23 protein-coding genes and 3 pseudogenes are annotated in these 26,924 nt (G+C 63.2%); 19 read left to right on the forward strand and 7 right to left on the reverse strand.

What is annotated here, in order from left to right; translation table 11 throughout:
* Positions 1–21: 21 nt before the first annotated feature.
* The 5 genes and pseudogenes from GKO32_RS17030 (at position 22) to GKO32_RS17055 (ending at position 3,905) form a co-directional block, all read left to right on the forward strand.
* A complete protein-coding gene (locus GKO32_RS17030; RefSeq protein ID WP_154757862.1) occupies positions 22–849 on the forward strand; it encodes an IclR family transcriptional regulator in 828 nt (275 codons plus the stop codon).
* Positions 850–978: 129 nt separating this feature from the next.
* Positions 979–1,502 (forward strand): annotated as a pseudogene (locus tag GKO32_RS39140) (integrase core domain-containing protein); the annotation flags it as partial.
* A 113-nt stretch (positions 1,503–1,615) separates the two neighbouring features.
* Entirely contained in the window at positions 1,616–2,488 is an 873-nt protein-coding gene (locus GKO32_RS17045; RefSeq protein WP_166459614.1) for a VOC family protein, read from the forward strand.
* A gap of 14 nt (positions 2,489–2,502) precedes the next feature.
* Positions 2,503–3,432, forward strand: coding sequence for an SDR family NAD(P)-dependent oxidoreductase (locus GKO32_RS17050; RefSeq protein ID WP_154757865.1), 930 nt, complete (start codon positions 2,503–2,505; stop codon positions 3,430–3,432).
* A gap of 101 nt (positions 3,433–3,533) precedes the next feature.
* Positions 3,534–3,905, forward strand: a complete 372-nt coding sequence (locus GKO32_RS17055; RefSeq protein ID WP_154757866.1) for a hypothetical protein — start codon at positions 3,534–3,536, stop codon at positions 3,903–3,905.
* An 11-nt stretch (positions 3,906–3,916) separates the two neighbouring features.
* Here GKO32_RS17055 and GKO32_RS17060 read toward each other — a convergent pair whose 3' ends face one another.
* The 3 genes from GKO32_RS17060 to GKO32_RS17070 are packed head-to-tail and all read right to left on the reverse strand — an operon-like array spanning position 3,917 to position 6,366.
* Positions 3,917–4,513, reverse strand: a complete 597-nt coding sequence (locus GKO32_RS17060) for a TetR/AcrR family transcriptional regulator (protein WP_154757867.1) — start codon at positions 4,511–4,513, stop codon at positions 3,917–3,919.
* 13 nt (positions 4,514–4,526) lie between these two features.
* On the reverse strand, positions 4,527–5,507 hold the full coding sequence (locus tag GKO32_RS17065; RefSeq protein ID WP_154757868.1) for an aldo/keto reductase: 981 nt from the start codon (positions 5,505–5,507) through the stop codon (positions 4,527–4,529).
* 28 nt (positions 5,508–5,535) lie between these two features.
* Positions 5,536–6,366, reverse strand: a complete 831-nt coding sequence (locus tag GKO32_RS17070; protein ID WP_166459615.1) for an IclR family transcriptional regulator — start codon at positions 6,364–6,366, stop codon at positions 5,536–5,538.
* A gap of 236 nt (positions 6,367–6,602) precedes the next feature.
* Between GKO32_RS17070 and GKO32_RS17075 the strand changes: the two genes are divergently transcribed.
* From GKO32_RS17075 to GKO32_RS40530, 8 genes are all read left to right on the forward strand, one after another.
* Entirely contained in the window at positions 6,603–7,577 is a 975-nt protein-coding gene (locus GKO32_RS17075; RefSeq protein WP_312868013.1) for an alpha/beta fold hydrolase, read from the forward strand.
* Positions 7,578–7,780: 203 nt separating this feature from the next.
* A complete protein-coding gene (locus tag GKO32_RS17080; protein ID WP_166459616.1) occupies positions 7,781–9,133 on the forward strand; it encodes an aromatic ring-hydroxylating oxygenase subunit alpha in 1,353 nt (450 codons plus the stop codon).
* A gap of 37 nt (positions 9,134–9,170) precedes the next feature.
* A complete protein-coding gene (locus GKO32_RS17085) occupies positions 9,171–9,716 on the forward strand; it encodes an aromatic-ring-hydroxylating dioxygenase subunit beta (protein WP_208024441.1) in 546 nt (181 codons plus the stop codon).
* A 90-nt stretch (positions 9,717–9,806) separates the two neighbouring features.
* Positions 9,807–11,102, forward strand: a complete 1,296-nt coding sequence (locus tag GKO32_RS17090) for an ABC transporter substrate-binding protein (RefSeq protein ID WP_154757872.1) — start codon at positions 9,807–9,809, stop codon at positions 11,100–11,102.
* Between the two features lie 54 nt (positions 11,103–11,156).
* A complete protein-coding gene (locus GKO32_RS17095) occupies positions 11,157–14,636 on the forward strand; it encodes an ATP-binding cassette domain-containing protein (RefSeq protein WP_154757873.1) in 3,480 nt (1,159 codons plus the stop codon).
* Complete coding sequence (locus GKO32_RS17100; protein ID WP_154757874.1) at positions 14,633–14,941, forward strand: bifunctional 3-phenylpropionate/cinnamic acid dioxygenase ferredoxin subunit; 309 nt, start codon at positions 14,633–14,635, stop codon at positions 14,939–14,941. The genes GKO32_RS17095 and GKO32_RS17100 overlap by 4 nt, the downstream gene beginning before the upstream one ends.
* Positions 14,941–16,161, forward strand: coding sequence for an NAD(P)/FAD-dependent oxidoreductase (locus GKO32_RS17105; RefSeq protein WP_154757875.1), 1,221 nt, complete (start codon positions 14,941–14,943; stop codon positions 16,159–16,161). The genes GKO32_RS17100 and GKO32_RS17105 overlap by 1 nt, the downstream gene beginning before the upstream one ends.
* Before the next feature lie 75 nt (positions 16,162–16,236).
* Positions 16,237–16,449 carry an AMP-binding enzyme gene (locus GKO32_RS40530; RefSeq protein ID WP_376765967.1) on the forward strand — a complete coding sequence of 71 codons (213 nt, stop codon included), beginning with the start codon at positions 16,237–16,239 and terminating at the stop codon, positions 16,447–16,449.
* Positions 16,450–16,535: 86 nt separating this feature from the next.
* Here the strand turns inward: GKO32_RS40530 and GKO32_RS40535 are convergent.
* A pseudogene (locus tag GKO32_RS40535) lies at positions 16,536–16,940 on the reverse strand (AMP-binding protein); the annotation flags it as partial.
* On the opposite strand from GKO32_RS40535, the gene GKO32_RS38035 reads away from it, so the two are divergent.
* The 3 genes from GKO32_RS38035 (at position 16,940) to GKO32_RS17125 (ending at position 19,036) form a co-directional block, all read left to right on the forward strand.
* Positions 16,940–17,302 carry a hypothetical protein gene (locus GKO32_RS38035; protein WP_166459607.1) on the forward strand — a complete coding sequence of 121 codons (363 nt, stop codon included), beginning with the start codon at positions 16,940–16,942 and terminating at the stop codon, positions 17,300–17,302. The pseudogene GKO32_RS40535 and the gene GKO32_RS38035 overlap by 1 nt on opposite strands.
* Positions 17,303–17,340: 38 nt before the next feature.
* Positions 17,341–17,631 (forward strand): pentapeptide repeat-containing protein, encoded by a 291-nt coding sequence (locus GKO32_RS38040; RefSeq protein WP_312868014.1) that lies wholly within the window; start codon positions 17,341–17,343, stop codon positions 17,629–17,631.
* A gap of 109 nt (positions 17,632–17,740) precedes the next feature.
* Entirely contained in the window at positions 17,741–19,036 is a 1,296-nt protein-coding gene (locus tag GKO32_RS17125; protein WP_154757877.1) for an IS256 family transposase, read from the forward strand.
* Between the two features lie 104 nt (positions 19,037–19,140).
* On the opposite strand, the gene GKO32_RS17130 is transcribed toward GKO32_RS17125, so the two are convergent.
* Positions 19,141–19,377 carry a helix-turn-helix domain-containing protein gene (locus GKO32_RS17130; protein ID WP_154757878.1) on the reverse strand — a complete coding sequence of 79 codons (237 nt, stop codon included), beginning with the start codon at positions 19,375–19,377 and terminating at the stop codon, positions 19,141–19,143.
* 42 nt (positions 19,378–19,419) lie between these two features.
* Here GKO32_RS17130 and GKO32_RS17135 point away from each other — a divergent pair, with 42 nt between their 5' ends.
* Both GKO32_RS17135 and GKO32_RS17140 read left to right on the forward strand, forming a co-directional pair.
* Positions 19,420–20,559: a recombinase family protein gene (locus GKO32_RS17135; protein ID WP_246243929.1), complete on the forward strand. Its 1,140-nt coding sequence runs from the start codon at positions 19,420–19,422 to the stop codon at positions 20,557–20,559.
* Between the two features lie 849 nt (positions 20,560–21,408).
* Complete coding sequence (locus tag GKO32_RS17140) at positions 21,409–23,058, forward strand: CehA/McbA family metallohydrolase (protein WP_154757880.1); 1,650 nt, start codon at positions 21,409–21,411, stop codon at positions 23,056–23,058.
* Between the two features lie 335 nt (positions 23,059–23,393).
* Here the strand turns inward: GKO32_RS17140 and GKO32_RS17145 are convergent, their stop codons facing one another.
* A complete protein-coding gene (locus tag GKO32_RS17145; RefSeq protein WP_154757881.1) occupies positions 23,394–25,439 on the reverse strand; it encodes a carbamoyltransferase family protein in 2,046 nt (681 codons plus the stop codon).
* A 174-nt stretch (positions 25,440–25,613) separates the two neighbouring features.
* On the opposite strand from GKO32_RS17145, the pseudogene GKO32_RS17150 reads away from it, so the two are divergent.
* Positions 25,614–26,246: pseudogene (locus tag GKO32_RS17150) on the forward strand (IS256 family transposase); the annotation flags it as partial.
* A gap of 78 nt (positions 26,247–26,324) precedes the next feature.
* On the opposite strand, the gene GKO32_RS40540 reads toward GKO32_RS17150, so the two are convergent.
* Entirely contained in the window at positions 26,325–26,690 is a 366-nt protein-coding gene (locus GKO32_RS40540) for a site-specific integrase (protein WP_376765966.1), read from the reverse strand.
* Positions 26,691–26,924 lie beyond the last annotated feature (234 nt).

The following is a 26,924-nucleotide window of genomic DNA, read 5'->3' on the forward strand; positions in this document are numbered from 1 at the left end:
GTAGTATAGGATATATGGTCCATGATGTCGAAGAGTGAGTTCACGCCGATGGTCGTGGTGGAAGACGCAACTTCCGACGTCGATCGTGGTTCGAGTTCGGCGGCCAAGGCTCTCGCGATCCTCGACGCTTTCTCCGGCCCGCGCGCGATTCTCGGCGTGACCGAGCTCGCGCGGGCGATCGGAGTGCCGAAATCCACGGTGCACCGGCTGCTCGCCGTCATGATCCGAAGCGGCTACATCTGTAAGGTCGAGGGCCGGTACTCCCTCACTGAACGGGTCTTCGAACTGGGCAACCGGGTCGGCTCCGGGGCGCTGCGTGCGAGCGGACTCCGGCACCACGCCATGCCGTTCATGTCCGGCCTGTATGCGAGCACCCGGGAGACGGTCCATCTGGCGACGCTGGCCGGAACCGAGGTGCTTTACCTCGAAAAGGTTTTCGGCCACGGCGGGGCGCGATGCACGACAGCGGTCGGCTCCCGGCGACCCGCCTATGCAACCGCCCTTGGCAAGGCAATCCTCGCCTACTCCAGCGACGCCGTTGTCGAGCGCACCCTGCGTGGGCCGTTTCGTCAACTCACCGGCAGGACAGTGCGTGCCCCCGCCGCGCTGCTGCGAAAACTGGCCGAGGTCCGGACCAGTGGGCTCGCGACAGACCACGGTGAGGTTCAAGCCGGTATGTGCTGCGTCGCCGCGCCCATCCGGGATCCACGGACGCGTCGTGCTGTCGCGGCGGTGTCGATCTGCTCGCTCGCCACTCGCAACCTGGAGTCGAAGTACGGCCACGCGGTGGTGGATATCGCACGCGACCTGTCCCGAGTCGCGCTCGCCGGACCCGTCCCGCTCGACTAGGCGTACCCGGCCAGGATGTTGGTAGCAGCGTGTCTGTTTGAAGTAACGAGAACCTCCGACCGGAGGTTCTCGTGTCCCACGGTAGTGCCCGGCGCAAGTGCGTGAGGACCTGGATCGACCGCTTCGCCGCCAAAGGCGATCGGCCCGAAGGTCGGCGTTGCAGCACGGACGGTGCCACGGATTCTGCGCCGTCACGGAATCCCGCATCTGCGTGAGTGCGACCCGATCACCGGCGAGCGAACTCATGGCCGTGCCGGCGGGTCGATCCAGCGCGCCCGCAACACCAAGGTCGGAAAGGGCCCGACATGCGCCGCGTTCCTTGCACGCGCGATCGACTACTTCGCCGCCCGCGGCATCACCTCGATCGAGCGATTGATGACCGACAACGCCTGGCCCACCGGTGCTCGTTGCGCGAGGTTTGCGCCACCCACCGCATCCGGCAGAAGTTCATCAGGCCCCATCGCCCCTGGCAGAACGACAAAGTGGAACGCCTCAACCGAACCGTGGCCACCGAGTGAGCCTACCGGCAAGTATTCCCCACCAACACCGAACGAACAGTCGCGCTTGTGCCCTGGCTTGAGCAGTACAACACTGAACGCCGCCACAGCGCACTCGCAGGCCGACCGCCGATCAGCCGATTACCACCAACCTGATGGCCGGGTACAACTCCAGGCGTATTGACCGTTGGACGTTCCGTGGACCAGAACGTCTTCGTGAAACCCGGCGTCGGCGCCCGCAAGGATGGAGCCGACGAAAGGACGCGCAGATGGGTTATATCAAGGGCCTCGGGTACATCGGTATCGGCGCCGAGGATATCGACGCCTGGCGTGAGTTCGGCACCACCGTGCTCGGTCTGCAGATCGGGGACGCGTCCGAGGCGGAAGACACGCTTTATCTCCGGATGGACAGCCGTACGTACCGGCTGGCGGTGCACCCGGGGGCGAACGGCGAAGTCCGCTACTTCGGTTACGAAATCGGCAGTCATCAGGACTTGGCGGCCTTCGCCGACCTGCTGCGCCAACGCGGAATCGACCTCGTCGAGGAGTCTCCGGACGTGTGTGCCGTGCGTCGTGTCGCCGCGATGCGGAGCACCACCGATCCCATGGGTAACCGGATCGAGTTCTTCGTCGGTCACGAGGAATCGACCGCGCCCTTTGTGTCCCCGACCGGAGCTTCGTTCGTCATCGGGGACATGGGCATCGGGCACGCGTTCATGACCTGTACCGACATCGACGAATTCCGGCACTTCTACCTCGACCAGCTCGGCTTCAAGCTCAGCGACACCGTGAGCCTGGTGCCGGGCAACGCGACGTATTTCCTGCACTGCAACCCACGGCATCACACCTTGGCGAGTGTGGCTGTTCCGGGTGCCCCGCCGATGCTGCATCACATCATGTTCCAGGTCGACTCACTCGACACGGTCGGCTACGCGCAGGACAACGGTAGCGCCGCCCTCGACTTGACGATCGGCCGGCACACCAACGACCACATGGTGAGCTGCTTCTTCAAGTCCCCATCGGGTGTGTGCATCGAGTACGGCATCGACGGCCGGCGCATCGACGACGACGATGCCTGGGTCGTCTCGCACTATACGGCCGCCTCCTCGTGGGGACACGCACGTCCAGCCGCGACGGCCTGAGCCACGGGAGCGACATGTCAACGATCAGGTTCGACGGCCTGACCGCGATCGTCACCGGCGCGGGCGGCAATCCGGGACTGGGCCGGGCTCACGCGATGTTGCTGGCACGCCGCGGCGCGAAGGTCGTGGTGAACGACATCGGCGTCGACCCCGAGGCGCAAGCGTTCCGCGAGGCGGCGTCGGCTGAGGCGGTGGCCGCCGAAATTCGTGCCGCCGGCGGGGACGCGGTGGCGGACACCAACTCGATCGCGACGGAGGCAGGAGCGCACGCACTGATCGAGACGGCGCTGCGTGCCTTCGGTAGCGCCGACATCCTGGTGAACAACGCCGGTACGGCTTCGCTGGCGGCCTTCGACGAGATCACGTCGCGCGACATCGTGCGACATATCGACGTGAACCTGCTCGGCACCATGTGGACCTGCCGGGTCGTGTGGCCACACATGAAGCAGCGCGGCTTCGGTCGCATCGTCAACACGGGCTCCGGTTCGATGAGTGGCGCGGCTCTGATGACCGCGTACGGTGCCACGAAGGGCGGTGTCTTCTCGTTCACCCGTGCACTCGCGGTCGAGGGGGCGCCGTGGGGGATAACCGCCAACGTGTTGCTCCCGGCGGCCCACACCCGGCTGATGGAGGCACAACAGCTCGACGATTCGCCGCTCCTGACCGACGCTCGCGAGAACCGTCCCGCCGAGCTGGTCGCACCGCTGGTGGCCTATCTCGTCCATCCCGATACGACGGTGAACGGCGAGTGCCTCGCGGTGCGTGGCAGGCACGTGAGCCGCACATATCTGGCCGAGACGCCCGGCGTCGAGCTCCTCGACCTGTCGCCCGAGACGGTCAAGGGCGCGTTCGACGCGATCACGGATGAGCGGGAATCGCGGACCGTCACAGCCGGGTTTCTCGACGTGGATTCATGGCGTGTGCGGCCCTACCACGCCACCTAGCGCTGCCCGTTCAGGCAGGCGGAACTCAGGGCCGCCGCCGGCCGGCCTGGACGCGTAGCTTCGGATCGAAGTACTGCTGCGCGCAGACAGGAGACATTCTCATGCTGAACCGGGTGTACCTCGTCATTGTCCGGGATCGACTGGAAGTCTTCGACAACAGCGCGGCCGCGGAGGCGTTCGCCGGCGAGGACCCCGGCGCCGTGATCCGGTCCTGCCCGCTGCGCCGGGGCACCGATGACGCACGCGTGGTCCACGACTGGCGGGTCGTCGTCCGGGATGGTCGCCTGGCGAGCGAGCGCAGGCGGCGGCTGATCGAATTCTACGAGGGGGAGTTCGAGCCGCCGCCTGCCGATGTCGAGGCGTACGAGCACGAGCCGGGGGAGTGGCATGTCGCCGGGCACGGCACGGACGAGATGGCGTTGAACGCCGCCATGCGGCGGGTCGTCGGCGGGATCCTCACCAGCCGGACCTGATCGGCGATGACCTAGGCATCGGCTTCGCCCGCGAGGCACGCTTCGATCACCTTCGTGAGCCTGCGTTCCAGCGCCGCGCGTTGAGGTTCACGCAATTCCTCGAACGGGCCCCCGAACAGCGCGCCGAGGCCGAACAGCCCAACACCCATCGTCAGTGACGTCACCAGCCGCACAATGACTTCGGCATCGGCGCGGCCCCGCAGCCTCTCGCGCAACGGAGAGATGATGCGGTGTTCGAGTTCGGTCTGTAACAGCGCCCCGTTGTCGAGATCGATGGATCGCACCAGTGCGACCGCCGAGGTGCGGGCCTGGACGTTGCACCAGAAAGCAATCAACCCTCTTGCCAGCTCCGGGGCGGTCTCGGGCACCGTGTTGTCGTAGCCGAATTCGGCCGCGGCGACGACCTCGAACAGTGCGCGCTTGGAACCGAAATACCGGTTGATCAATGCTGCCGTGACGTCGGCATCCGAGGCGATGTCCTGCAACGTCACGTGGGCGTAGCCTCGTGCAGCGAAATGCCGGGCGGCAGCCTTGACGATTTCCGACCGGGTCACCTCGGCGTTGCGGCCACGCGCCGGCCCGCCGCGCGCAGGGGGTGTTGTGCTCATCGGGCCAGCCTTCTCAGGACCACAGGATTGGTTGGGGCGGTAGCAGCCCGTCGAGCTCTTCGAGTTGCGGCCCGGCCAGCAAGACCTCGACCGCGGGGACGAGCTGGGCCAGCTCTTCGACCGTCTCCGGACCGACGATCGCCGTGGCGATTCCCGGCTTGGCGAGAAGCCATGCCAGCGCGGCACTCGATGACGGAATTCCCCAGCCGTGCGCGAGTTCGGCGACCTTCCCCGCGAGATCCCGTTCCTGTTCGCTGAATGCCGCACCTCCCCAACGAGCGTCGCCAGCATAAGGCCGGCCTGCGGTGCCGGCCGCGAACAGCCCACCGGCCAGCGGGCTGAATACCGCAGTCGGCACATCGAAATGCCGGGCCGCGGGAAGCACTTCTTGCTCGACCCAGCGCTTTGCCAGGCTGTACCGGGTCTGGTGGCAGACCGGCCGGCGAATTCCGTTGTTCGCCGCGACGAGCAGCGCTTCCGTCAGCTGCCAGCCGTCGTAGGTCGACAGGGCGTAATGACGGATCTTGCCCTGCCGGATGAGATCGTCGAATGTGCTCAGTAGTTCCGCGGTATCGGTGTCGGGGTCCGGATGATGGGCGTAGTAAACGTCGAGAAAATCCGTTCGAAGGCGGCGCAGGCTTCGTTCCAGCATCCGCGTTATGTGGGTGCGGCTCAGTCCCCGGTCGTTGGGGCCGGCCCCGATCGGCTCGCCCACCTTGCTCGCCAGCACGATCTCGTCCCGGCGCTTGCCCAGTGCGGCACCGACGATCTCTTCCGCGGATTCGCGCTGGCCGGCCGCCGGGAGTCCCGCCCGGTCGAAGCGCGCCTGGTTTCCGTAGCTGTTCGCGGTGTCGATGTAGTTGATGCCGGCATCGAGCGCGGCATCAACCATGCGGCGAGCGACGGTGGCGTCCGGCGCCAACCCGAAGGTGGCCGTACCCAAGCCCAGTCGCGACACGCGCAGCCCCGACCTGTCCAGGACCGTGTACTGCATATGGCTCCGTTCGTGTGAGGCCCGAAATTCATGGCAGCTGTGCTGACCCGCCGAGCGCGACCTGAGACAGCTCCCGCGCCGTTTCCAGCACCAGGTGGCCGTATTTCGCCTCGACATTGTGCGTGGTCAATGAACAGATGGATACCGCCGCAATGGCCTGGTGGGTCCACGGATCGACGACGGGTGCCGCAACACAGTGCACGGCGGGATGCATTTCCCCGTGATCGGTGGCCAGTCCGGTCGACCGGACTTCCTCGAGTCGCCGTTGCAGCCGGTCCCCATCGCGCACGGTGCTGTTGGTGAAGCGGTGGAACGGCCCCTGTACGGCACGGCTGAGCACTGCGTCGCTGGAAAATGCGAGCATGGCCTTACCGAGCGCGGTGGCGTAAACCGGCCGCCGGGTGCCCACGGCCGTCGAGCATTGCGCTTTGCTGTGGCCGAACAGCTTCTCCAGATACAGCACATCGGTTCCGCTCATCGTCGCGAGGTGAACGGTTTCGCGGGTGCCCACGAAAAGGCCGGCCAGATAGGGCATCGCGCGGTGCCGGAACCCGGTCGAGCGCACAGAGCCGACTCGGTTACCCAGCTCGAAGACTCTTTCCGTCAGCGTGTACCGCCCGCCGACCTTGCGAAGGTAACCGCTTTCGATCAGCACGGACAGCAGACGATGCGCCGTCGACTTCGGGACCCCGATGGCGCGCGCCAGCTCCGTGACGCCGAGGACGGCACGAGGTCCGGCGAAGACATCCAGGATTGCCAGCACTTTCGCTGCCGAACTCGGTCCCCATCGGCGATCCGCGTGATCTCGGTCCGGAGGTTCGCTCACCGCGGGGCCGCCGCCTGACAAAGTGGCTGTCATGGCCATCTCCTGCTCCGCTCACCTGCGACGCTCATGTAAATGGTCATTTACATACGCTGGCGACTGTAGATATCGGGGTCGAGCTGTGTCAAGCGTCACTTCGATGACGGCGTCGCCGGCTCCCGTTGAATGTCCCGCGTGACGGAACACTGACGTGCCGCCGGAGGCGGGACGCGCCGCAAGCTTGTGTCACGTGGCGGATGGTCTGCCGTGTGACTCCTGAAGGGACTGCTTCCGTGGCTTTGACCGATGAAGGGATCTTGAAGGTCGACGGCTTGCTGAGCCGGTGGGTCCGGCTGCCGGGTGGCGTCAAGGCCCACTACATGACCGCAGGTGAGGACGGCCCGGCGGTGGTACTGCTGCATGGCGGCATCATCGGCTCGTCGGGCACGGCCGGGTGGCGCTTCATGGCGCCTTTCCTGGCGAAGAACGGCTTCCGCGTGTACTGCCCGGACCAGCCCGCGTTCGGCCTGACCGAGGATCCGCAGGGTTACTACGAGCCGGGTCGCGCCGGGCACGTGGATTTCTGCCATGACTTCACCACGGCGCTCGGGATCGACCGTTTCCACCTCGCCGGCAATTCGATGGGCTGTCTCAACACGGTGAACTATGTGGTGGCGCATCCGGAGCGAGTGATCAGCTATGCACTGATCGGCGGCCGAATCGGGGATCTTCTGCCGGACGAAGAGGAACAGGCACTCCGCGAGAAGCTGAACCATGTGGTGCCGGATATCCGGATCTTCGACGGCACGAAAGAGTCGATGAAGACCATGATGGAGAGGATCATCCACCGGCCGGCGGCGATCAGCGATGATCTCCTGGAAATGCGGACCCGCGCGGCCAACAACAAGCGCGACGAGTACGCCAGGCTCACCGTCAAGACATTCGAGCCGGCCACCGGCAGCGACGTGGCGCGCTTCACCACCAAGGGGCGCCTCGACAAGCTGCCGATCCCGGCGATCTATCTCTACGGCAGGCAGGACGTGGTCTTCCCGGTGGATCTCGGCTACCTGCAGGAAGAACGCCTCCCGAACGTCCAGTTCTTCTTCCCCGACGAGTGCGGGCACCAGGGGCAGACCGACCAGCCGGACATGTTCAACCAGGTTTTCCTGGAGTTCTTCCGGGACGGGAAGGTCAGCAGGGCGACCGCCGATTGGGCGGGCGTGTCGAAGAACCGCCCGGAGATCGCCGAATACGTCGCCGCCAGGTGAGTTCGGCCGCCGGCAGATTCCGGCAGTCCCGTCGATCCGCATCGCAGCATCGGGCGGGGCTGCCGCGAAGCTGTGCCTTTATATGTCCACAGTAGACGAACTGAGCGGGTTCCATGGATCGGAACGCCGGCCTGGGGAGAGCTACGGCACAGTGCGAGCGTAATGGCCACACGTGGGGCGCAAACACGAGAAGGGGTGTCCGCATGAGCGCGGCTCTGAATGCGAATCGACTTGACGAGCTGGTGTCGTTGGAGCGCGGTGAGGTGGATCGGCGCATCTTCTCGGACGCCGAGATCTTCGAGCAGGAGATGACCCTCATCTTCGGCCGGGCCTGGCAATTTCTGTGTCATGAAAGCCAGATCCCGAAAGCGGGTGACTTCTTCGAGACACCGATGGGCCGCGACAACGTGCTGACGGTCCGTCAGCGGGACGGGTCGATCAGGGCCATGTTGAACACGTGCACGCACCGCGGCAATGCCGTGTGCCGCGCGGAGGAGGGCAACACCAAGGCGTTCATGTGCACCTATCACGGCTGGTCGTTCGACTTGGCGGGGAAGCTGATCGGCGTGCCCGACGTCGAAAAGTTCTACAAGGGTGATCTGGACAAGTCGAAGTACGGGCTGGTTCACGTCGCGCAGCTGGAGAGCTACCACGGTTTCGTCTTCGCCACGATGGACCCGGCGGCACCCGCGCTGGCGGACTACCTCGGGCCGGCCGGCCGGATCGCGATCGATCTCATTGCCGCGCGCGAGGTGGAAATCATTCCCGGGGTGCAGAAGTTCACCATCGACTGCAACTGGAAGTTCGCCGTCGACAATGTTTTCGACTGGTATCACGCGCAAGTCACCCATATGTCCGCGGTGGCGTCGGGGCTGTTCCCGCCGGCCGAAGGCGAGGTCGAGGTCGGCGGAGCGCGCAACACGCTCGGTGAATCGCTGGACATCCCGTCGGGCTTGATGGGCAATGGTGTCGACGACCTCGTGCTGGTGTCCGAGTTCGGCCATGCGGCGGCCGGCCCGTCCGTCGACGGTTTGGGTGGCATGCCGATCGACACCTCGTGGCGAAAGCGGCCTCAGGCCGTCGAGTGGCTCGGTGAGGTCGGCAGCAAGGTATGCGGCTATCCGAACATCTTCCCCAACGCCTGGCTCGCCACGGCGGGCGGGCAGCTGGCGCTGCGCGTCCCGGTCAGTCCGAACAGGACGGAGATCTGGTGGTTCAGCTTCGTCGAAAAGAATGCCACGCCCGACCAGCGCAAGATGACCGTGATGCTGGCCGGCCACATTTTCGGTCCCGCCGGAATTCTCGAGCAGGATGACGGGGAGAACTGGGCGCAGTCCACCCAGCAGACGTATGGCCACCGGAGCCGGCAGGTTCCTCAGCTGCTGAAGATGGGTCTTGGGCGGGGCAAGGTCGTGAAGGAAAACGGCTTGGCCCGTATCGAGGGATCGACGAGTGAGCATGCGCAGTTGTGGACCTACCACGCCTGGGCGCAGTGGATGAAGGGGCTGGACTGGGACGAGCTGCGCGAAGCGACCATTCCGCCGGACACGCTGTGAGCGCACGAAACCCGATTTCAGGAAAGGAATTCCCGCGATGACGGCTGTCCACGAAACCGGGGTGGCCCCGGACTTGCTGGCCGCGATGCTGCGGCAATACCAGGTGGAGAAGTTCTACCACGACGAGGCGGCGTTGCTGGATGCTCATGATTATGAGCACTGGGTGGAGCTGTTCTCCGAGGACACGCACTATTTCATGCCGATCCGGCGGACGAGGCTGCGCCGGGAGCTGCGCAAGGAGTTCACCAAACCCGGTGAGATGGCATATTTCGACGACGACAAGGCGATCTTGACAGCGCGGTGGAAGAAACTGGCCAGCGGGTCGGCCTGGGCGGAGGACCCGCCGTCACGGACCCGGCATCTCATCACCAACGTGCGTATCACCGAAGATCGCGACGACGAGCTGAGCGTGGAATCGAACTTCCACGTCTACCGCACGCGGTTGAAGTCGGACGCCGATTCCTGGGTGGGCTCGCGTCAGGATGTGTTGCGCCGCGACGGGGATTCCTTTTTGATCGCGAAGCGGCTGATTCTGCTGGAGCAGACGGTTCTGCTCGCGCGCAATCTCAGCACGATGTTTTAGAAACTGGGCTCGCCGAGCCCGTGCCGATGGGGGTCTGGGGAATGCGACCGACCTAGCTGCGAAATTCTCACCGACGAGGAGCAGGCGACGATGAAGGTATTGACATGGCGGAGGCGTAGTGGCTTGGTAGCCGCTTGCGGCCTGCTGGCTGCGGCGGCACTCGCCGCGTGTGGCGGTTCGTCCGGCGGCACCACCAGCGCGTCCGGCGGCGGTGATTTCGTTCCGACTTCGGCCTCTTGCCAAGGTGATCCGGTCAAGTTCGGGGTCATCTCGGTGCTGACCGGGGACAGTGTCATTCCGTCCGATCCCTCGGTGGTCAATGGGGCCAAGGCGGCTGCCGCGGCGTTGACCAAGTCGTGTCAACTGGGCCGCCCAGTCGCGGTGATCAGCTGCGACAGCAAGGACGACCCGAACCAGGAGGCCGCCTGCGGCCGCAGGCTCGTGAGCGAGAACGTCGTCGCGTTCATGGGATCGGACCTCGGCGCCTCGACCTGGTTCCCGATCACGTCGGCCGCCGGCATCCCCGAGATCGGCGGCAACGGCCTGTCCAGCGTCGAAGTGACCAGCCCGCTGTGGTACCCACTCGCGGGTAACGTCCATGACGCTCTCGCCTACGCGACGGTGGCCGCTTCCGCCCTCCAGGACAAGGTTCGCGCCACGGTGCTGCCGCTGGACAACCCGGGAGTTTCGTTCTTCCTCGACTTCTTCAAGCGGTACACCGAGGGCATCGGCGGCACTTATGCCGGCTCCTTCCCGGTGCCCGCGGACACGGTCGACATGAGCCAGTTCGCCGCGCAGGTGAAGGGTTCCGGTGCAAACGCGGTCTACCCGATCCTTGCCGGTGACCAGTTCCTCGGCCTGGTCCAGCAGATGGTGGCCCAGGGCAACCCGCTGACCAAGACCGTGGTCATCCAGCTCGGCAGCGGTGCCACGTGCAAGTTCCTGAAGCAGGTGGGCACGGCAGGCGAGGGTCTCTGGCTCGTCGACTCGGCGTGGCCGGTCGCCTGGAATACGAAATCCCCCGGGGCGCAGCAGTACATCGGCGAGCTCAATGCGGCCGGGTTGCCATCGGGTTCGTGCGACGTGACCGAGTTCGGCGTGCAGGGCTGGTCCGCGGTCCACATCATGGCCGACCTGCTCAAGGGATCCCCGGCGCTCGACGCCAAAACCCTGGTGCAGAAGCTGAACACGGCGGGGCCGATCACGCGGTCGGAATTGCCCGGCACGATCGACTGGAGCAGGAATCCGTTCCCCAACGACCCGGCCCTGTCGAAGCTGCGCGTCGCCTCCAACCAGTTCTACGTTTCACGCATCGTCGACGGCAAACCGGTCATGGCGTCCGACGCTCCGGTGACGATCGGGGAAAAGTTCACGCCGAAGAACTGACGTGCACGCTGCCCCCGAGTTTCTCGTTTCCCATTTCCTGGAGAAGAGCCTGTGATGACCGAGTTGGCAACGTCATTCGTCAGTCAGCAGACGGTGCAGTTCTCGCTTCTCGGTATGGCCACCGGGTCGCTCTATGCGCTCGTCGCATTGGGCATCGTGCTGGCCTACCGCTCGTCGGGCGTGCTGAATTTCTCGGCGGGGTCCGTCGGCGGCGTCGCGGCTTTCTTCTTCTACAGCATGCGCGACGATCATGGTTGGGCGACCGCACCAGCCCTGGTCACCGCGCTCGTCCTGGCCGCAGCGCTCGGTGCGGTCACCCAGATCGTCATCCTGACGTTTCTCCGTCAGGCGTCGCTGGTCGCGAAACTGATCGCGACCCTCGGCGTGATGGCGACCGCACAGGGCGCCGTGGCACTCATCTTCGGCAACGAGTCGAAGGGACTGCCGAGTTCGGTCCTGCCCGACGACACGGTCCGGATCACCGATCAGATACTGATTCCCCAGGGCCGCCTGATCATCATCGGGGTCGCGATCGTGCTCGCGGTCGTCCTGAAAGTCTTGTACTCCACCACGTTGTTCGGACTCGCCACTTCGGCCGCGGCGGAGAACCGGCGGGTCACCAGTGCCTACGGCTGGTCGCCGAGCAAGATCGAACTGCTCAACTTCACGCTCGCAGGCCTGCTGTCCGGTATCGCCGCGATCATGCTCGCGCCGATCATCGGTCTTGCCGAAAGCACGCTGGCGCTCGCCGTGTTGCCGGCGCTCGCCGCGGCGCTGGCGGGCCGCCTGTCCTCGTTCGCGCTGACCGTGATCAGTGCGCTGGCGATCGGGGTGGCCACCAGCGTCATCGGGCTCTTCCTGCCGGATATCGCGCGGACGCTCGGAGTCAGTATTCCGTCGGTCACCGGTCTGCCGAACACGATTCCGCTGCTGGTGGTCATCTTGATCACCGTGTTCGCCGGCCGGGCACGCCTGCAACGCGGTGAGGCGTCGACGAGAATGCCGTTGCCCGGCGCCGGAAAGCTCAGGCCGGGCTGGATCATCGGCTCCGGTGTGCTCGTCGTGATCATCGCGTTCACCGTCTCGGACAGCTGGGTGGACGCGATCGTCACGAGCATCGCGGGCGGCCTGCTGGTCCTCTCCGTGGTGGTACTCACCGGTTATGCGGGTCAGTTGTCCCTCGCGCAGTTCGCGCTGGCCGGATTCGGCTGCTGGGTTGCCAGCCGCCTCGTCGCGACCCGGGACCTGCCTTTCGGGGCGGCGGTGATTCTCGGCGTGATCACCACCGTCGCGGCCGGGCTCGTGGTGGCATTGTCGGCGTTGCGAGCGAGGGGAGTGAGCCTCGCTGTCGCGACTCTCGGGCTGGCGCTCATGATCAACGCGCTGATCTTCACCAACGGGGCGCTCACCGGTGGGTTCGTCGGCACCCTCGTGAAGACCCCGAGCGTGTTCGGCTACTCGCTCGACCCGATCGGCCACGCGGCCCGGTACGCCACGTTCGGCCTCGTCGTCTTCATCCTCGTCGGACTCATGGTGGCCAACCTGCGGCGCGGTCGCACGGGCCGGCGCCTGCTGGCCGTTCGCGGGAACGAGCGGGCCGCAGCGTCGCTCGGGATCGGCGTCTACAGCGCGAAGCTCTACGCATTCGGGGTGGCGTCGGCAATCGCGGCGCTGTCCGGGATCGTGCTCGGGTTCCGCCAGCCGCATATCCAGTTCAGCCAGTTCGACATTTCGGGGTCGATCAACGCTCTGCTCAACGCGGTGCTCGGTGGCGTCGGATACGCCTCCGGCAGCGTGATCGGTGGCGCTCAGACACAGGGCGGCATCACGACGCAGATTCTCAACGAGCTGTTCCCCGGCAGTTCGAACGTGGTCTTCTGGCTGGAGATCGTCTCCGGCGCCGGCGTGATCCTGTTGCTCCGTCAGTCCCCGGACGGCCTGGCGGCCCTCTACACCAAGCTGGTCGGCGACCGGCTGCCCACGTTCAAACGGCGCCGGCCCGGCGCCTCGGCGCAGCCGGTGCCGCGCCGACCGCAGGTGCCGAAGGCACTCGAGGTTCGTAACGTCACGATGCACTTCGGCGGCGTGGTCGCACTCGACGACGTCAGCTTCAACGTCCACCCCGGCGAGGTCGTGGGCCTGATCGGGCCGAACGGTGCCGGCAAGACCACCATGCTCGATGTGATGACCGGTTTCACCGGTCAGACGGCCGGTTCGGTGCTCTTCGGGGGCCAAGTGATCGACGGGTGGTCACCGGAGAAGCGGGCCCGAAGTGGTATGGCCCGTTCGTGGCAGAGCGTCGAACTGTTCGAAGAGATGACGGTCCGCGAAAACCTGCTGGTGGCCGCCGACCGGCAGCGCGCGGGGCATTACCTGCTCGACCTCGTCTGGCCAGGGCGGCAACGGCCGAGCGAAATCCTGCAGGACGTGGTGGCGGAGTTCGGCCTCGGCCCGTTTCTGGACCTGCGACCGTCGATGCTGTCCCAGGGCACGGCGCGCCTGTGTGGAATCGCGCGGGCGATGGTCGCGCAGCCTTCGGTGCTGCTGCTCGACGAGCCGGCGGCCGGTCTGGACACCCACGAGAGCGCGGAGCTGGGAAAAGTGATCCGGCGCATCGCGAAGGAGTGGGATGTCGCGGTGGTGATCGTCGAGCATGACGTCGAGCTGATCATGGGGCTGTGCGACCGGATCACGGTTCTCGATTTCGGTAAGCAGCTCGCCGACGATGTTCCGGCCGCGGTTCGCGAGAATCCGGAAGTCGTGCACGCGTATCTCGGAGATGCGCCCACGGTGGGGCGGCCGGAAAGGGCGGGCGTCGCCGGCCCGGACAGGTCCACGGCGGTGCTCGAGGTGGAAAACCTTTGTGCCGGATACGCGCGTACCACCATTGTCCGGGATCTCGATCTGCGGGTGGGCCGCGGTGAGGTGGTCGCATTGCTGGGCACGAACGGCGCGGGCAAGACGACCACGGTCCGGACCCTTGCAGGTGAGTTGCCCAAGCATGGTGGGGTCGTGCGGATCGCGGGCTGCGAGGTGGTTTCGGCGGTGCACCACCGGGTTCGGGACGGTCTGGGGCTGGTTTCGGAGGAACGAACGGTATTGATGCGGATGACGGTGGCCGAGAATCTGCGGCTCAGTCGTGGTGACCGTCAGCTCGCGCTTGATCTGTTCCCGGAGTTGGAACCGCACCTCAATCGCCGGGTCGGCATGCTTTCCGGTGGGCAGCAGCAGATGTTGTCGCTGGCGCGGGCCTTGTCACGCAAGCCGCGGCTGGTGATCGCCGATGAGTTGTCCTTCGGGTTGAGTCCGCAGGCGGCGGCGCGGCTGTTGCAGGCGATCCGGGCGGCGGCCGATACGGGTATCGGAGTGCTGCTGGTCGAGCAGCAGGTCCAGCGGGCGCTCGAGGTGGCCGACCATGCCTACATCCTGCGGCACGGCCGGGTCGAAATCAGCGGAGCCGCCCCGGATCTGCGCGAAGCGATGTCGGATATCCAGAGCTTGTATCTCACCGGAGAAGGAGTGAACAGAGTATGACCTGGATTCGCGCCTGTGAAGCCGCCGCTGTCGCCGAAGGCGAGACAGCCGTGGTGGAGCGTCCCCCGGCCGCACCGGTAGCCGTCTTCAATGTCGATGGCGACTTCTATGCCACCGACGACACCTGCACCCACGACCGGTACTCACTTGCCGATGGCTACATCGATGACGACGTCGTGGAATGCCCATTGCACATGGCGAAGTTCTGCATCCGTACCGGCAAGGCACTGTCCTTGCCGGCCACCACCGACCTGACGCCATATCCGGTGAAGGTCGAGGGCGGCGTCGTGTACGTCGACCTGTGATGGCCGAGCCGAGCTTCGTCATCGTCGGTGCGGGCCTCGCCGGGTTGCGTGCCGCCGAGACAGTGCGGGCGGAGGGTTTCGCGGGCCGGGTGGTGTTGATCGGCGATGAGCCACACCTGCCCTACGATCGTCCGCCGCTGTCGAAGGGTGTGCTCGACGGCTCGCGGAGCCCGGATTCCACGCGCCTGCGTGACGAGTCGTTCTACGTCGACAACGACATCGACGTGGTGGTCGGCCGGCGCGTCGCGGCGTTGCGCCCGCATGAAGGCACGGTGGAATTGGCGGACGGCACGATCGTGGCCGCCACGAAGGTGTTGCTGGCCACCGGCGGGCGGCCCCGCACGCTCGCTGTGCGCGGCGCTGATCTGCCTGGTGTACGGCTATTGCGCACACTGGACGACGCGGTGGCCGTGGCTTCCGAACTTGATCCGGGTGCCGCGGTGGTCGTCATTGGCGCGGGCTTCATCGGCGCCGAAGTCGCCGCATCGGCGAGAACCATCGGCTGTGAAGTGACCATGTTGGAGGCGGCACCGATTCCGCTGGGGCGGGCGCTCGGGCCCGACATCGCTGAGCGTTATGGCGCACATCATCGTGCTCGGGGCGTCAATCTGCGGTGTGCGATCGGAGTCGACGCGATCGAGGGCACGCGACGGGTCCAGGCGGTCACCACCACCGACGGCGTCAGGTATCCGGCCGAGGTCGTCGTGGTCGGCATCGGCATCGTGCCGAACACCGAGCTCGCTGACGCGGCGGGAATCACCCTCGGCAACGGGATCGTCGTCGACGAGACGTGCCGGACGAGCAATCCCGCCGTTTTCGCCGCGGGCGATGTGGCCGACTTCCACTCGACCGTCGTCGATCGCCGGGTCCGTAGAGAGAGCTGGCAGAACGCGCTCGATCAAGGTGCCGCAGCCGCGATGTCGATGCTCGGCAAGGGCTCGCGATATTGCGAGACGCCGTGGTTCTGGACTGATCAATACGACCTGAAACTGCAGATGGCCGGTACGCCGGAACCGACCGACGACGTTGTGTGGCGGGGAGATCCGGACAGCGGCGAATTCTGCGCCTTCTACCTCCGGGATGGGATACTGACGGGCGCGGTCGGCATCAACCGGCCCAAAGACGTGCGCGCGGCACTCGCGTTGATCATGGCGCACAAGGCGGTGCCGGCCGAGCTCCTCGCGGACCCGTCGATCGACCTGCGCAAGGCGACCCGGTGAGCGAGCGCATCTGGGTGATACCGGGGCGAAACGACCGCAAGCACGACCTGATCATCAGCGGCGGGGAGAACGTCTATCCGACCGAAGTGGAGTCCGTCCTGCTGGACCACCCTCAAACCTGGGCATGTCGTCACTCCGCAGGACCTCATCGAGTTCAGCAGAGCGGGTCTGGCCGACTTCAAGGTTCCCCGTTCGGTGCGATTCGTCGATGAGCTGCCGACGAGTTCAACGGGCAAGATCTTGCGCCGCCTCGTTCGTGAAGCGAGCAACGCACAACAAGGCGAGTGATCCGATCTCACCGCAAAGCCTGAGGCGTCGAATGCGGCGCGAGTGGCCTCGGGATTGTTCCAGTAGTGGTCGAGCAAAACTCCTTCGCCACGCGTCCAGATTTCGCCCGCCGTCCCGACCGGACACTCCCGGCCCTGATTGTCGCGAATGGACACCGCGCGTCCCATGGTCGGTCTCCCGACCGAGGCCTGCTTCTCGTCGGGATCACCCGGTCGCAGCGACGTGACGACGCCCGTTTCGGTGGCCCCATATCCTTCGTTGACCTTGACGTCGAGTACTCGCTCGGCCTCGCGTTTGAGGCTCAACGTGACCGGGGCCGAGCCGACGAGAACGGTGGTCAGGGACGAGGTGTCGAGCGACGCCAGTTCGTCGGGGTCGGAGGTCTCCCGGCTTTGCGCCGACCTGGACGAATCGCTTCGTTCGGGACCGTGTGTAGCGATGGCCGGCCGCCGCGAACCAGAGCCCGCTGACCGTCCTCCTTGCCGTCGCAGTGGCGACGTTGCTGGTCTGGGCGCTCGCGAGGACGGGCGTGCCGCCGCCGTGGCACGCCATCGAGGTGTGGCTCGGCCGGTGGTGGCCGGCCATGGTGAGTGCCGGCCGGCTCGTGGCCGTCCTGGTCCTTCTACGGCGGAGGCGGACCCCTGCCGATCCGGTGCGCCGCTGGACACGGCTGACGGCCTCGGTCACCGCGTTCACCGCGTTGGCCGCTTTGGTGTTCACCGCACAGTCTCTGCGGGCCACCCGCGACCAGATCGGCGTCACCGAGCAAGGCCAGCTCACGGACCGCTACACGACCCCACGGCACGCTGTCCCGCCACACCAGCGGACATTGAGGCCGCCTTCGTCGTACTGACCAGGCGCGACGTCGCCAGGGAGGCGCACGACTTGATCGTGATCGACCTCCGTGACACCTGCCTGGCCGGTATCCGGGCGACGGGTGCGGACCTCAGCGGCATCTCGCTCGTCGGATCGGACCTGCATGACGCCGACCTGCCGAAGGTCCACGGCAACCTGATCGGGCTCAGCAAGATCACGCTGACCAACGCCAACCTTTACGGCGCCGACCTGTCCGGATACGTCGCCGGGTTCACCGACGCGGACCTGACCGGCGCCACGCACGACTCCTGCACCAAGACCACCGGAGCCACCCACGACACCACGACGACGGGTGCATGGTGGTGACACGGATATGGCGACACCGGAGGCGCGAAGCGCAACCGGGACGTGTCGCGTGGGGTGTTTTCGGCCCGACATGCTGGGCTGAGGTCTGGCGGGATGGGCACGGAGAGTGATGGACTCTGACGCTGTGGGCGCGGAGAAGAAGACCGGGAGGTCGGGGTGGCAGTTGTCGCCGGAGCAGGCCGTCGCGGCGGCGATGGTGGTCGAGGCGAAGCAGCGCGGGCTGGCGTTGGCCGGGCCGGGTGGCTTGTTGGAGCTGTTCACCAAGAATGTGTTGGAAACGGCGCTGGGCGAGGAGATGATCGAGCATCTGGGCCGTGAGAAGAGTCAGGCGGAGCCGGGTCGGGGTTCCACCAGTGTGCGGAACGGTACACGACCCAAAACGGTGATTTCGGACGCGGTGGGCGAGGTGGACATCGATGTTCCTCGTGATCGGGAATCCTTGTTTGAACCGAAAATCGTGAAGAAGCGGCAGTGTCGGTTGACCGATGTCGACGAGATCGTGCTGTCGCTGTACGCCAAGGGGCTCACGACGGGAGAGATTTCGGTGCACTTCGCGGAGATTTATGGGGCCTCGGTGAGTAAGGAGACCATTTCGCGGATCACCGACAAGGTGGTCGGTGAGATGGAGGGATGGCGCAGCCGGCCGTTGGACGCGGTGTACGCCGCGGTGTTCATCGATGCGATCGTGGTCAAGGTGCGCGATGGTCAGGTGGCCAACCGGCCGTTCTACGCCGCGATCGGCGTCACCGTGGACGGCCGCCGGGACGTGCTCGGGTTGTGGGCCGGTTCCGGCGGCGAAGGCGCCAAATTTTGGATGAGCGTCCTTGTCGACCTGAAAAACCGGGGCGTGAAGGACGTGTTCTTCTTGGTCTGCGACGGGTTGAAAGGGCTACCGGAGGTGATCGAGGAAGTGTGGCCGCAAACCATTGTGCAGACGTGCGTGATCCATTTGATCCGCAACTCGTTCCGCCTCACGTCCCGGAAACATGTTGACGCGCTCAAACGTGATTTGAAAGCGATGTATGAGGCGCCCAATCCGGACGCCGCAGCTGTCGCATTAGCGGAACTGGATGAGAAGTGGGGAGCCAAATACCCGGCCCTGGTGCGCCTGTGGCGCAACGCCTGGACAGAGTTTGTTCCGTTTCTCGATTACGATGTCGAGATCAGGAGGATGATTTGCTCGACCAATGCCATTGAGTCGTTGAACGCCCGATGCCGGCGCGCGGTACGGGCGCGTGGGCATTTCCCCACAGAGCAAGCAGCGATGAAATGCCTGTACCTTGTGACCCGCAGCCTCGATCCCACCGGGACCGGAGCAGCACGATGGCTGATGCGCTGGAAGCCGATTCTCAACGCGTTTGCCATCACATTCGGTGATCGCCGGCCGGTCACCGAGACCTACTGATCAAGAACGCCGAAACACCGTTTGCGACACAGTCCCGGATATGGCGACACCGGAGGCGCGAAGCAACCTGCCCTCGTCACAACGGGCAGGCGGCCGTCGTTGGTTCAGGGGTGGGCGCGGAGTTCGACGCAGCACTCACCGGCGCGCGGGTCGAGGACGGCTTGTACGGAGGTGGCGCCGAGTCCGTCGAGGAGACCCGCGAAGAAGGCGTGGTTGACCCCGCACACCATCTCCGGTGCCTTGGCAGCGAGGGGATGGAACGGGCAGGTCCGCAGCCGCAGGCAAGTTGGTGAGATGCGGTCGGGCTCGAACCCGTGCCGGTGCAGCATCGTGGTGGCCACGGTGAGGGCGCGTTCGGCACCCAGCCGCCCCGGTTGCGGGTGTTGGCGATCGATGAATCGGCGGCTGAAGTTGTGCTACGGATCTTCGCCGAGTATCTCACCGGGAAAGGCGATCGGGCGATTGCAAATGGTCTGAACCGTGACGGTATTCCCTGTCCATCGGCGCGGCGGCCGGACCAGAACCGGCATCGGCTGGCCGATGGGTGGCAAGGCGCTTCAGTGAGGGCGATCTTGGAAAATCCTCGGTACACCGGGTACGCGTTCTTCGGCCGGTGGACCAAACATGTGACGTTGCTTGATCCCGACGACGTGTCCGCCGGTCACGTGGTGCGGTTCCGGCGGGCCGAACCCGAACGCATCGTCAGGTCCCGCCGGCCCGCGCATCCCGAGATCATTTCGGTGGAGACATTCACGGAGGTACAGCTGCTGCGCAGGTCGCGGGCGGCGGGTGGTCTGGATGCGCGCCGGAAGCTGGAGCGTGGGCCGAAGAAGACCAAGAAGGTGTATGCGCTGCGGGGGCGGGTGCGGTGCGGATACTGCACGCGGCGGATGGAGGGCACGCCGCGCGAGAGTCGGATCTACTACCGGTGTGCTGCGCGCACGATGGTACCGAACTCGCCGGCATTGGAGGGGCATCCCAAGAACGTGTACCTGCCCGAGAGCGCAGTGATCGAGCCGGTCAACGTGTGGCTCGGCGACGTGTTCGACCCGGACAACCGAGATCAGATGGTGAAAGCGCTGATTGCGTCCCAAGGTGGGGCCGCCGAGTTGGGTGCGCATGAGGCCGCGCAGAAGCGGCTCGATGCGGCGGACGCGAAACTGCGGCGCCTGCGGTCAGCGATCGAGGCAGGAGTTGATCCCGCTGCGTTGGTCGAATCGATCAATGATGCGCAAGCGCAGCGGACGACCGCGCGAGCTGAGCTGGATGGGGCACCTACGCCGAACGTGCTGGCGCCCGCCGAGGTGTACGCCATGATCGACTCACTCGGCGACGTGGGCCGCGAGCTGAACAGAGCCGAGCCGGAGAAGCTTCAACAGCTGTACGAGAAGCTCGACCTGGAGATGGTCTACCAACATGAAGAACGGGCGGTGGATGTCTCCATCTGTCCCGCCCGTAGGGTTAGTGCCGGTGTCCGAGGGGGGAGTTGCACATTATTCACCCGTCTGCGCCTGTCGTCGTGAGCGCCGCCATGTCCAGAGTCGAGAGTCGATGTCGGTTTTCCCGGGAAATGTCGGGTTTGATCGCGGCTCGTCCTACGGTCCCGAACAGTAGGAATCGACAGCGGTCGCTGCTCGCCCGGGCCAGGTTTGGGTTATCAACACCCCACGCGTCGGCAACGGCCGATAACTGCCGTCTCTGAACTCGTCCGCCAACTCGTCCAGCAGCCGGGACACCCCGTAGTCCCGCAACGCGTGAAACCGTCGCCCGGGATCAACCGTGCCCCGGTGGCAGCAGCGGGGCCGCAGGTACCTGTCGCACGCGCGGTGCACGTCGAAGCCCGCGTGCCGGACACCACGATCCAGAGGATGACGTGCTTGAGGTGGAGGCGCAGCACGAATGAGCGAAGCAGGCTTCACCGGCGAGGCTGTCATTGCCATGCACACGACCAGTGGAGGGCCCTACTGCGGACGCCGCGCGCGAGGGTCGCTTCCTTCGTGTAGTTAAGCCGTCTATAATGCAACTGCCGTTTCACTCAACGAGATGGTTGGAGCAATATGTGTTGCGACAACGAAAGCCTACCTCCCGCCGTAACCGAAATGTTGCACAAGTATCGGAAACTTTCAAGCGACAACGAATTCGACTGGGGGAAAGAGTTCGAACCAGCTGGTAGAATATTGTTACGCTTTATGGACAGATGCAACATTGACAACTGGATTCAGAACTATTTTAAATTGCGAGATGAGGGCGTACTAGTCAATCCGGTTTCTATTACATTATCGTGCTTGTTGGACCCGCTCCCGGTCGGCGTAGCGATATTAACTCCAACAGAATTCAGAGTCCGGTCCCCGCTACCGTTCTCTATCAACGACATGAGTACGACCTACGACGTCTTCGTATGCGACAAAAATGGATCCGTAAGCCTCGTTGAAGGATCAGTATCCAGCGCGCAACCAGTGCTCGAGGTTCACGACAGGACAACACTTGCCGTTGAGCCGACAAAGGCAGGCACCTTGCGACTGATCGCAGACCAGGTCTCGCGGTGGTCGGTCGTCGACGAGCGAGGCGGGGCATGGTTCCCGCGCGGATACGTCAACAGGTACGACTCCGATGGAAGACCGATATTCCATGGTAACAACCTCACGGTTGACGTACCAGTTGGCGAAGTATCGATAGAAGTAAATCGTGGTTGTGAATACGAAGCTGCTAAAACAACGATCCGGGTCAAGCGCAAGACTGAAACAGTTGTTGAGCTCTCCCCTCGTAGAATCTACGCACCGGCGGTATATGGCTGGTATGGGGGTGATCTTCATGTTCATATGAATTACTCGGGCGATTCGGTATGCACTCCGGAGATGGCCAGCCTGATGCAACAAGGTGAGGGCCTGCATCTAATGAACCTAGTTGCAGCCAATTGGTCAACCTCGTTGATTTATGATGAAGCAATGCTCGAGAGCTTCTCCGGAAGAGACCTTCCTTGGAGTGACGGGAACTGTTTGGCGAGATGTGGAGTTGAGTATCGCAATGACATTCTAGGGCATTTCCATGCATTGAACCCTGCCGCACCACCGAAGCAATACCAATCCGGTCATCCAAGGTCGAATCATCCCGATGACTGGCCGCCCAATGCCAGCGCAGCTCAAGAGCTTCGAGACCTCGGCGCTACCATTGGTTACACGCACCCCGTTCTAGTTCCCCTAGACGAAAATTGCTCTCCATCGACGGTTTTTGCGCACAGTCGTTCGCACTCGTATGAAGCACGCGAACTGGTCGCCGATGCCGCACTCGGCTTAGTGGATTCGATGGACCTCGGTGGGCCGTGCCATATCGATTCGACAGAATTCCTGTATCATCGCCTCCTGGGGTGCGGCCTGTCGTTGGCTGCAACAGCCGGAACAGATGTATTCCTCTCTCATCGCCGAATGCGGTGGTACTCGAACCCGCCGGGATGGACCCGTGCATACGCCTATCTCGGGGGATGCGAGCTGACGGTCGAAAATTGGCAGGACGCGATCAGAAAAGGACGAACGATTGTTACCAATGGGCCATGGCTAGAATTGACAGTCGACGGCAAGATTCCTGGCGATCGGGTCAATTTCATGCAATCAAGAATCATCGAGGTCACCGCTCGAACCATAGGATCGGGCGTTGAAGAAATTAACATCTTGGGGCCGGATGGGACTATTTCGGTGGAACAGGTCGGCTCCGAATGCACAAATGCGCAGCATACAATCAGTCTCAAGGTCGAGGGCGCCAGCTGGGTCGCGGCAAGCGCCCGGGGAGGAATCGAGGAAACCCCCTTCGGTTCACAGACGAGAACCTACGCACATACCAGCCCCGTCTGGTTGGACTGGAAGAAACGGAAAGTGAGTAGACCATCAGATGCGAAATGGTGTCTTGACTGGCTAGACAGAACAGAAAATCTCATTAACACCAAAGGGACTTTTTCGACCTCCGAGCACCTTCAAGACGTCTTGAAGGTGCTCAATGACGCAAAGAATTTTTACGAACGGATTCGATGACAGTGGCGGGTGATGCTGAGTGCTGTTTACAACTGAGCTCAATTCTTTCTTCGGTCAACGCAAATCGTGTCGTCAACGAAGCAGCTCTTATTGCAGCCAGCGCCTTCCGCAAAAAGACCTCTTTGCGCTCTGGATAATCCACGCACGACAGTAGTATTTCAACGGCGTCCGAGCAACAAAGGCACGCCTCAAGAACGGGGTCGGGCTTTTGACGCTTGCGGTTTGATTTCCAGATGGCCCAGGTTAGTCGCGCAGTGTTCCGATGCAAACGCAGATCAAGTTTCAACATATCCAAAAAATTGTTATCGAAAATGCGGTGATTATAGGCTTTCATCTCAAATACCCCGAGCGGCCGGACGAAAATCGAGCAAGCGCCGGTCCCATAGTGTCCGGGTCTCTTGGATGAGTTCTGAACGGTCTCCTACACTTTGGAACCTGTCTAAGATATCGTTGAGAGGTGTCCGCCCGTCAGCGCATTGCAAGATATTGTAGATTTCTTCCGAAATCTCCGAACCGGTACTTCCGCGACCTTCAGACTGCAAAAAGTATCGCCTCGAAAGTTCATCGAGACCGGCTATTCGGGTTTCGGTTGCAAGCTTCGTAGTCTTCCTCAAACTAGGACAAAGAAGAGCTAGATTAGATTCATCCGCATATCTACGTTTAACCACGTATTCACCAGCTACCAGGACATCTAGCGAGGTAGTAAGGAAGCAGCTGACAGCGTCGTCTATAGTTTGCACTATTGGCTCGAAATTATTGTTGAAAGAGGTGTTCAGTAGCACGGGCACGCCTGTCAGTTGGCCAAACCGAGTGATTAGCCGATGAAACAGCTCGTTGTAACCATCGTTGTAGACGATCTGGACGCGCGCGGTGTGGTCAATGTGCGTGGTCGCACGGAGGGTGCTTTGATATGCCTCCGCAACAGGAACGACAAAAGACATATAACGGTAATCGGCAACAGGTGTCGGCAGGTCAAAGTACTTCTTTGCTGCGTTAGACGTTACAGCCGGCGCAAACGGACGATAACTCTCGCGCTTCTTCACCATGTCGTTGATCTTGGCTTTGTTCTCGCCGGGTCGCGCATCTGCGAGGATGCTTCGATTGCCCAGAGCTCTCGGACCGAATTCCGACCGCCCTTGAACCCAACCAATTACCGCGCCTTCAGCCAGGAGGCCTGCACTCTCCTCGACAATATCGTCTGCCCGGTGGAACTCGATGACGTCAGTCCAGGAATCTAGTCGACTACTGATAGCCGCAGGAGAACCGATATCCGGCCCAAGGCTTGCAGTTGTTATCCGTAGGTGCGGCAATGACCCTTTGCTCAATTTACTTTCTACGGCCAAAGCAGCACCTTCAGCAGAGCCCGCATCGTGAGATGCGGGATGCACAAACACTTTCGGGAACATATTGGACGCTAAAATTGCGCCGTTGAGTGTACTGTTGTGCGCCACGCCCCCCGAGAAGCAGAGATTTGGATTTGAGAGCTCTTGTGACCAATATTTCAGAACATGTAAAATGATCTTCTCGAGTGTAGCCTGCAGGCCAGCGGCAAAATCTGCGTGAAGTTGTGTGAAAGGTTCATTTCTTCGACGCGGAAAGAATCCGGCATTCAAGAAGGCTGGGGCGATAAAGTTATACCCCGTGAGTCCAATATTCAGATCGCGTGTGTTTTCTAGGGTGTAGTCCCCGTTTGGCTTGAGCGTAAATAGGCTTTCGAATATTTCCCCGTATCGGCCCTTATCTCCATACGGCGCTAGTCCCATCACTTTGTATTCGTCGCCAAATGTGTATCCCAACATTTGGGTCCCGTGTAAGTAGAACGCGCCCAAAGAGTTTCTCGCCGAATGTGTAGCTAAAGGTTTTAAACCAGCCGCACTGGCGTTGAATATGGTGCCCGAGTGATCCTCGCCGGCTCCGTCGATTACGACAACGAGAGCGTCCCTAAACCCAGACCGGACAAAGGATGAAGATGCGTGCGCGACGTGATGCGGAACAAAGAACAGTTTGTCGTCGGGGAGGTCGAAGTCAAATGAACTTTTCAGGTGCTCGACTATGCGTGCCCGCGCATATTTTATTTTTTGATCCCTATTCGCGAGGTAGTTCTTGTTCAACGCGACGTCCAGGAAGGATTCCTCGAAATAGTAGCACACCGCATCGATTGACGAGAGTGTTTTCCCTGCGATATCCAGGCATTCCTGAATCGCTCTGACCGGGAAGAGGTCCGTCTTCTTCAGTCTGTTCAGTCGCTCCTCCTCGACGGCGGCCAAGGTTTGTCCCTCCTGGAGAAGGCAGGCGGATGCATCGTGCAAGTATCCCTGAGAGGCCTCGGATGAGGGTCCAGACGCTGAGATTAGACCACCATTTAAGCCGAGTAATAGCATTGCTTCCTTCCTTGTTTCGTGAGCCCTTGCTATCCCGCGAGATTACGGTAAGCTATTTTGAATAGTTGCACACGTCAGAGCTTTTTCCAGGATGTTAGTTATACCTCCAACAGTGGCGCAGCTGTTTCAGGAGCCTTCGTGAAAACACGGCACTAGCAGACGAACTGACATACGGGCCTGTGGATGGGCGTCGGTGGCGAGGGCGCGAAGTTCTGGATGAGCGTCCTGGCCGATCTGAAGAACCGCGGGATTCGCGATGTGTTCTTCCTCGTCTGCGACGGCCTCAAAGGTCTGCCGGAGACCGTTGCGAATGTGTGGCCGCAGACCATTGTTCAGACGTGCATCGTTCATTTGATCCGCAATACGTTCCGGTTGGTGGTGCGGCAGAACTGGGACGAGATCAAGCGGGATATCAAACCTATCTACACGGCACCGAATCCTGACGCCGCACTCTCCGCGCTGGACGAACTCGAGGAGAAATGGGGCAAGAAATATAGTGCGATGGTTCGACTGTGGCGCAACGCGTGGGAAGAATTCGTGCCATTCCTCGACTACGATGTTGAAATCCGAGGCATGATCTGCTCGACGAACGCAATCGAATCACTGAACGCCCGCTACCGGCGGGCGATCCGCGCGCGTGGACATTTCCCCACCGAGCAAGCAGCCATGAAGTGTCTGTACCTTGTGACTCGCAGCCTGGACCCGACCGGGACCGGCCGCGCCCGATGGACAATGCGTTGGAAGCCAGTCATCAACGCGTTCGCCATCACCTTCGGTGACCGCTGGCCGGGAGCCGAAACCTACTAACCGAACCGCCGGAAACGCCGATCACGGGATAGACTCGAGCGTTGTGGGCTAGCCCGTTCTGGTGCGGGGTGTTGGCGTTCAGGTGTCGTTGTCTGGGTGGGGGCTTGGTTTATCGGGTTGTGTGGTGTGGGCGAGGGCGGTGGCGATGTCTTCGAGGCTGGCTTTGACGTAGGTGCCGGTGGCTGTGTCGTGGTGGTTGAAGTGTCCGGCGTAGGCGTGGGCGGTGGCGAAGCCGAAGTGTCGTTCGATCCAGGTGAGGGTGGTGTGGCGGAGCCAGTGTGTGGAGATTTGCTGGGTGGCTGCCCAGGGTAGGTGGCGTTTGACGCGGTTCCAGATGTAGTCGTAGCGACGTCGGCTGATGGGGCGTCCGGTGGCGTAGTGCAGGAGTGGGCCGTCTGGGTCGGTGGCGCCGCGGGTGGTGGCGTGGTTGAGCAGGTGTTGCATCAGGGTGGGGGAGACGGGTTGCCATCGGACGGTTTCGTCTTTTTCGCGGAGGTAGATGAGGCATTGTTGTGGGTCGAGGTCGCGGGGGCGCAGTGCGAGGGCGCAGTGCGAGGGCGCCGCCGCGGCGGCAGGCGGTTTCGGTGTGTAGCCGCAGGAGCAGGGCGTCGAGTTCGGGGTCGTCGCCGGTGCTGGCCACTACGTTGATCTCGTCCAGGCGGCGGGCGGGGCGCTGCC

This window comes from Amycolatopsis pithecellobii, from assembly GCF_009707865.1.
GTDB classification, from domain to species: Bacteria; Actinomycetota; Actinomycetes; order Mycobacteriales; family Pseudonocardiaceae; genus Amycolatopsis_E; species Amycolatopsis_E pithecellobii.

What these genes read in the sequence shown, in the direction of transcription:
- GKO32_RS17055 (WP_154757866.1), top strand. Translation starts at nt 3,534, where the DNA reads ATGCTGAACCGGGTGTACCTCGTCATTGTCCGGGATCGACTGGAAGTC.
- GKO32_RS17080 (WP_166459616.1), top strand. Translation starts at nt 7,781, where the DNA reads ATGAGCGCGGCTCTGAATGCGAATCGACTTGACGAGCTGGTGTCGTTG.
- GKO32_RS17085 (WP_208024441.1), top strand. Translation starts at nt 9,171, where the DNA reads ATGACGGCTGTCCACGAAACCGGGGTGGCCCCGGACTTGCTGGCCGCG.
- GKO32_RS17050 (WP_154757865.1), top strand. Translation starts at nt 2,503, where the DNA reads ATGTCAACGATCAGGTTCGACGGCCTGACCGCGATCGTCACCGGCGCG.
- GKO32_RS17065 (WP_154757868.1), bottom strand. Translation starts at nt 5,507, where the DNA reads ATGCAGTACACGGTCCTGGACAGGTCGGGGCTGCGCGTGTCGCGACTG.
- GKO32_RS17145 (WP_154757881.1), bottom strand. Translation starts at nt 25,439, where the DNA reads ATGCTATTACTCGGCTTAAATGGTGGTCTAATCTCAGCGTCTGGACCC.
- GKO32_RS17060 (WP_154757867.1), bottom strand. Translation starts at nt 4,513, where the DNA reads ATGAGCACAACACCCCCTGCGCGCGGCGGGCCGGCGCGTGGCCGCAAC.
- GKO32_RS17090 (WP_154757872.1), top strand. Translation starts at nt 9,807, where the DNA reads ATGAAGGTATTGACATGGCGGAGGCGTAGTGGCTTGGTAGCCGCTTGC.
- GKO32_RS17125 (WP_154757877.1), top strand. Translation starts at nt 17,741, where the DNA reads ATGGACTCTGACGCTGTGGGCGCGGAGAAGAAGACCGGGAGGTCGGGG.
- GKO32_RS17095 (WP_154757873.1), top strand. Translation starts at nt 11,157, where the DNA reads ATGACCGAGTTGGCAACGTCATTCGTCAGTCAGCAGACGGTGCAGTTC.
- GKO32_RS17100 (WP_154757874.1), top strand. Translation starts at nt 14,633, where the DNA reads ATGACCTGGATTCGCGCCTGTGAAGCCGCCGCTGTCGCCGAAGGCGAG.
- GKO32_RS40540 (WP_376765966.1), bottom strand. Translation starts at nt 26,690, where the DNA reads ATGCAACACCTGCTCAACCACGCCACCACCCGCGGCGCCACCGACCCA.
- GKO32_RS17030 (WP_154757862.1), top strand. Translation starts at nt 22, where the DNA reads ATGATGTCGAAGAGTGAGTTCACGCCGATGGTCGTGGTGGAAGACGCA.
- GKO32_RS17045 (WP_166459614.1), top strand. Translation starts at nt 1,616, where the DNA reads ATGGGTTATATCAAGGGCCTCGGGTACATCGGTATCGGCGCCGAGGAT.
- GKO32_RS17140 (WP_154757880.1), top strand. Translation starts at nt 21,409, where the DNA reads ATGAGTACGACCTACGACGTCTTCGTATGCGACAAAAATGGATCCGTA.
- GKO32_RS17070 (WP_166459615.1), bottom strand. Translation starts at nt 6,366, where the DNA reads ATGACAGCCACTTTGTCAGGCGGCGGCCCCGCGGTGAGCGAACCTCCG.
- GKO32_RS17105 (WP_154757875.1), top strand. Translation starts at nt 14,941, where the DNA reads ATGGCCGAGCCGAGCTTCGTCATCGTCGGTGCGGGCCTCGCCGGGTTG.